The sequence below is a fragment of the Paramesorhizobium deserti genome (assembly GCF_001558695.1).
In the GTDB taxonomy this organism is placed as follows: Bacteria; Pseudomonadota; Alphaproteobacteria; order Rhizobiales; family Rhizobiaceae; genus Paramesorhizobium; species Paramesorhizobium deserti.
The window spans coordinates 1-4,419 of sequence record NZ_LNTU01000020.1 but is presented as its reverse complement, the minus strand read 5'-3'; the positions used below and the strand labels follow the sequence as shown (position 1 = coordinate 4,419).

Sequence of the window (4,419 nt, the reverse complement as noted above, 5' to 3'; positions counted from 1 at the left end):
GTAACTGAGGCCGTTACTTCTCTTACGTAAATGTTACAAAATCAGCAATAGTGTAACATTTTATAACACTATATGTATGCACAAAAAAAGGTGGTTATTGCAGAAAGCGGCGGGGTCTCCATCATCTTGGAGGGGTGTCATAGTGTGTTCTGTGGTTGGCGTTGTTGCTTCGGGCGGGGCATTGGGCTTTCGTTTGAGCTGTTCCAGCCACTGGTGTCGGCAGGCGAACTGATTGCCCGATAGGTGATGCAGATGTGTTTGCGAGAAGGCTTGGGAATGCTGAATTGCGGCTGGCTGATCTTGAAGGGAGAAGTTTGCGCTTGCGTTTGGCGGCGAATGTCGGGGGCGATTGTAGTTGGAATGTTTTGGGAAGAGAATTTTGGGTATGTCGGGAATTCCAGTCAGTGGCGGCAGGTGCCCGTTCTGAATTGCGTTGCGGCCGATATTTCTGGAAGAAAGCGTATGTCCGCTCCCGTGCGAGATGTTGCGCACGCTTTCCAGCATCCACGGTGCCGTTCGAGCTCACGCTCCAAACTTGAATAATGATCGGCCTTGGCCTGACGTTTTTGCGTGATGGGCTGCAATCTCTCGTCATTTAAACATCAGGCAGTCATGGTTTCTGGATAACGTAGTCAGAATCAGGAGAATTGGAATGAAAGACCACAGAAAGGGCGATGTAAAAGTAATATTGTTCAACGAAGACGTAAGTCTTGCATACGATATGTATGTTGCTTTGGAGCTTGCAGGGTTTTCTGTATCCCTTGCATCTTCGCAGAATGATTTGGAGCAAATGATTGCCGCCCATGGTCATGCCATTCTCATTCTCGATCTAGCGCGTTGTGAAGGCGAGTGGCTATTGGTCATCCGGCGATTGGCTCTTCATGATCAGCTACGCATCATTGCTTTGACAGTTAGCGAAGATGCCCAGGAGCGGCTCGAGGCTGTGAAGGCCGGCGTGGATGTGTACCTGAACAAGCCCGTCAGCATTGATGAACTGAAGGCTGTCATAAGAAGAGTAGTTACCCGTCTTCCGGGGGCTTCGTTGGTTTTGGCGCTGGATGTAGGGCGTCAGCTTTTGATGATCTCGGGTGGTGTGACCATAAAACTGACGACCTTGGAATGCTGGTTTCTTGCCTGCCTTGCGCAGGCACCGCATCGGCGAGCATCTCGACAGGAAGTTGAGCGCTTTCTCTGGGATGATGATCTCACACTGACGGATAAACGACTTGACGTCGTGGTTCATCGCCTCCGCAAGAAGCTTGAAGCAGAGGCGCCTGAATTGGGAAATGTCGTTACCACCCACCGCAGTCACGGGTTCTCGTTGCTTAGGGAAACCCATATACGCGAACTGGGGGGGGCGTTTACGACGGGAAGGGGATTCAGGGAGGAGGAGATGTTGCGTGGCTCCGTGTCAATGCATCGGACAAGTTGAGCGAAATGGCAGCATCGGCATTTAACCGGGTTAAGATATGGAGATCTTTGAATATAGATTCATAATATTAGAATTGTAAAATTCAAAATGATTTTTTTCGAATAATAAGATGATATTTGATATCGACTTGAGATATATATGTTTAATGTAACTTACTGAAGTAATATATAACTTGAATTCAATTATATTACAGTTATTCCTTATAAGAAGTTAAGGAAATATTACTCTATTCAACAAAACTTAAATATTATTGCAAACGAATAGGGCGTGACCAGAGATGATTTGGTTGCGTGCCTTTAATAAACAGGAGTGCGGAAATGACCCTTGAGCGGTTGTCTTTGGGAACCATCCGATGCGTTCACGAGGTTCTTGCCTGTAAGAGCGTCACGGTTGCAGCAGAGCGAATTGGGATTTCCCAATCGGCTGTATCACAACAAATAGCCCGTTTCGAAAAGCTTTCCGGGATACCGATCATCGTCCGTAACGGTACGAAGTTGACCATTTGCTCGGATGAGATCGCTCGTCTCATATTTACGATGATGGAGCCGATTGACACCATGCGGTGCCTCTCGCTCGGTAAGGAAGTGGGTAAGTTACGCCTGGGCGTTTGTAACCATATTGCTGCGCATTATTGCCGTGATATCAAGCGCTATGTCGAGCTGGGCAGAGAGTTCGATGTTCACATAGGCCGCCCCTCCAATATTTCAGAGATGTTCAATCATGGAGAACTGGATGTGGTTGTGCGCCCTCTTTTCCATCATGAGGGAGAACTCGATCTGATGTTCGATGTTCCTTTGGTCTGGGTGGCGTCGAGCGGCTTTGAAGCGAGATCCGGCGGCAAGGTTTCTGCATCGCCGCTTCCTGTAATCCTTGAGGCCACACTGTCTCCGTATTCCTATTATGCCGAGCGGTCGCTCAGGGAAGCGCAAATTTCCTATAAGGTTACCAGTCGCACCGATGATAACCTCGTTCGGATGCATCTGGTTTCGGCGGGGCTTGGCTGCACGACAATACCGAAGTTTGCGATGGCAACAATAGGAGATGAAGATATTAAAACAGTAGATTGTATTCCCGCGACGAGCAAAATAAGATTTGGCCTTTTTTATAACAAGAAAAAACTGCAATATAAGCAATCAAATAGAATATTTGAGATGATGACAGAAACTATAGTTGGGTATAGCAAGTACAGTTAAAATCGATATGGGAATGTGGATTATGAGCATCATTGCAGTTGCATTTCGTTAAGAGTCCGTGCCGAAACTTGTCATGAATGACGGGCGATGCGTCTGAGGAGGGTCATGACGGCTGCGGCGTATAGGAAAGCCGTTGCGAACCTGATGGTCGCCTTGGCATCTTTCCAGAGCCTCCGGTCTCGACTGATTCATGCGAAGAAGCGTTCGACCACCGAGCGTCTCGGTTGGGCTGCGAAGCCCACCTGATCGGGCTTTCGTTTCACGATCTCGATGGCGATGGATGTGGCTTCAGCCATGCGCGGCCCCTCATAGCCGGCATCGGCGAACACCTTGCCGATGAGGGGAAACGGCCACCGCGAGGCTTACGGCACGGGGCCTGCGCCGTCGCGGTCCTGGATGCTGGCCGGATGCGGAAACAGCACCAGCGCCCGCCCGTCGTGTCGACCAGCGCGTGGCGCGCGCGGTCCAGCATCAGGAGCGGGTGGTTGATCTTCTCGAACAGGCATTCGTCGCGGAAGCGGCAGAACCATCGGAACACCGTGCTTCTGGGCGGGAAGTCGGACAGCCAATACCGCCACGCATGACGTAGAAGATCACGTTCCTGACCTCACGCGGTGGTCAGCGGCGCGGCGGCCCCGTCTTCGCCGCCGCCGGCATCATAGGTGCAATCAAATTTCACTCCCGATCCGTCAGGTCGGTTTCGTAACGCAGGTGCTCTCGGCTATGCTGGCGGCCATATCAGGTTTCTCCGAATAAGCTTCGACACCCAATCCGGAATCACGATCGCGCTAGCTACTCAACCCTTTCGAGATGAGCTCTAAGTGTCCTCTCTGATTGGGGTGGTTGAGGTCAAGGTGCTCCTGCACTTTTCTCGGACCGTTCCGCGGGTCACTCGCTTCTCTTCGCGGTCGGCGCTTGGGCCGCCGCATGATGTCGGGATGTTAGAACGTGGTCGATGTGGCATCCGCAGGCTGGCCAGGGACTGGGAGAAATCCATCGTTTCCGCAGAGGCTTGGATATACATCGCCGATATTCGTATGCTCACTCGCAGACTTGCAAGGCATTGATATCAAATCATTCTTTTTGATTAAGGCTCTCAGTGTCTGAATCAAAACGACAGGTGCCATTTCAAGGTCTTGCGAGTCGGCGCGTTAGCAGGCGGATGTGGGCGATGAAGACCCAGGCTTCGGCGGATGCGATGGTTCGTTCGAAGTCCTTGGCCAATCTGCGACATCTGCCGAGCCACGCGAATGTTCTCTCCACCACCCATCTGCGGGGTAGCATCTCGAAGCCTTTGATACGGTCCGAGCGCTTGATGATTTCGAGCGTGAACTTGCCGACCTTTTGCAATGCTCCCCTCAGCTTCGGCCCGGCATAGCCGCCATCGGCGAAGACATGGCGCAACCATGGCCAGCGCTTGAGGATCGATTTCAGGACGGTTGGCGCGCCGTCACGGTCCTGGACATCAGCGGCATGGACGACGAGACCGACCATCAGACCGAGCGTATCGGTGACGATGTGGCGCTTGCGGCCCATGACCTTCTTGCCGGCGTCAAATCCACGAATTCCGCCGCTTTCGGTGGTCTTGACCGACAGGCTGTCGATGACACCAGCGGTGGGGCTGGCCTCTTTCCCGTCGCGTTCGCGCGCCGCCATCACCAGCTCATTGCTGATGGCGCGCAGCAGGCCATCGTCACGCCAGCGGTAGAAGTATTTCTGCACCGTCGAGAACGGCGTAAGCGTCCGGTTGAGCAGCCTTTGAGATTTGCTCCAATGCGCTGAAGTTACGTCGCT

General features: G+C 52.2%; 3 protein-coding genes and 2 pseudogenes. 3 read left to right on the top strand and 2 right to left on the bottom strand.

Translation table 11 applies throughout. The features are described 5' to 3' along the window. Nucleotides 1-652 precede the first annotated feature (652 nt). The gene (locus tag ATN84_RS12890) at nucleotides 653-1,432 is read left to right on the top strand and encodes a response regulator transcription factor (RefSeq protein WP_068882075.1); all 780 of its coding nucleotides are present in this window, start codon (nucleotides 653-655) and stop codon (nucleotides 1,430-1,432) included. 317 nt (nucleotides 1,433-1,749) lie between these two features. After that, nucleotides 1,750-2,625 (top strand): LysR family transcriptional regulator, encoded by an 876-nt coding sequence (locus tag ATN84_RS12885; RefSeq protein WP_068882074.1) that lies wholly within the window; start codon nucleotides 1,750-1,752, stop codon nucleotides 2,623-2,625. A 71-nt stretch (nucleotides 2,626-2,696) separates the two neighbouring features. On the opposite strand, the pseudogene ATN84_RS12880 reads toward ATN84_RS12885, so the two are convergent. Next, a pseudogene (locus tag ATN84_RS12880) lies at nucleotides 2,697-3,336 on the bottom strand (transposase). Between the two features lie 239 nt (nucleotides 3,337-3,575). Here ATN84_RS12880 and ATN84_RS26885 point away from each other — a divergent pair. After that, nucleotides 3,576-3,692 (top strand): annotated as a pseudogene (locus tag ATN84_RS26885) (IS5/IS1182 family transposase); the annotation flags it as partial. Nucleotides 3,693-3,753: 61 nt separating this feature from the next. Here the strand turns inward: ATN84_RS26885 and ATN84_RS12875 are convergent. Then, nucleotides 3,754-4,419, bottom strand: a 666-nt coding sequence (locus tag ATN84_RS12875; protein WP_068882073.1) for an IS5 family transposase, incomplete at its 5' end; no start/stop codon positions are given.